This is a genomic window from Kitasatospora sp. NPDC056783, assembly GCF_042789895.1.
Lineage (GTDB): Bacteria > Actinomycetota > Actinomycetes > Streptomycetales > Streptomycetaceae > Kitasatospora.
Window position 1 is genome coordinate 1 of the sequence record NZ_JBHUAF010000712.1, and the last position, 513, is coordinate 513.

The 513-nt window shown below is 79.7% G+C and carries 1 protein-coding gene; it reads left to right on the forward strand.

All coding sequences use genetic code 11. From position 1 onward, the window contains the following. A partial coding sequence (locus ACFRMQ_RS40800; RefSeq protein WP_380735991.1) for an ABC transporter permease subunit occupies positions 1-513 on the forward strand: 513 nt, incomplete at both ends.

Genomic DNA, 513 nt, shown 5'->3' on the forward strand with positions numbered 1-513 from the left:
CGGGCCCGGCGGCGGGCGCCTCGCCGTCGCGGCCGCCGCCGTCCTGCTGGGCATCCCCTACGCGGTACGGATCGTCGCCGCCGCGGCGGCGCCCCTCGCGACCGCCGGTTTCGTCGAAGCCGCCGCCGCGGGCGGCGAGAACCTCTGGCACCTCACCGTCCACGAGGTCCTGCCCAACCTGCGCTCCACCGTCCTCGCCCTGTTCGGCCTGCGCTTCGTCGAAGGCGTCTACATCGTCTCGGTCGCCGCCTTCCTCCAGCTCGGCCCCCAACCGCCGGAAGCGGACTGGGCGCTGATGATCCGCGAGAACGCCGCCGGGATCACCCTGAACCCGTGGGCCGTCGGCGCCCCGTGCCTCGCCATCGGCCTGCTCGCCATCAGCGTCAACCTCGCCGCCGAAGCCCTCGCCGCCCCCCCCCCCCCCCCCCCGGCCCCCCCCGGGGGGGGCCCCCCCCCCCCCCGCCCCCCCCCCCCCCCCCGGGGCCGACCCCCCCCGGGGGCAGGGGGCGGGGC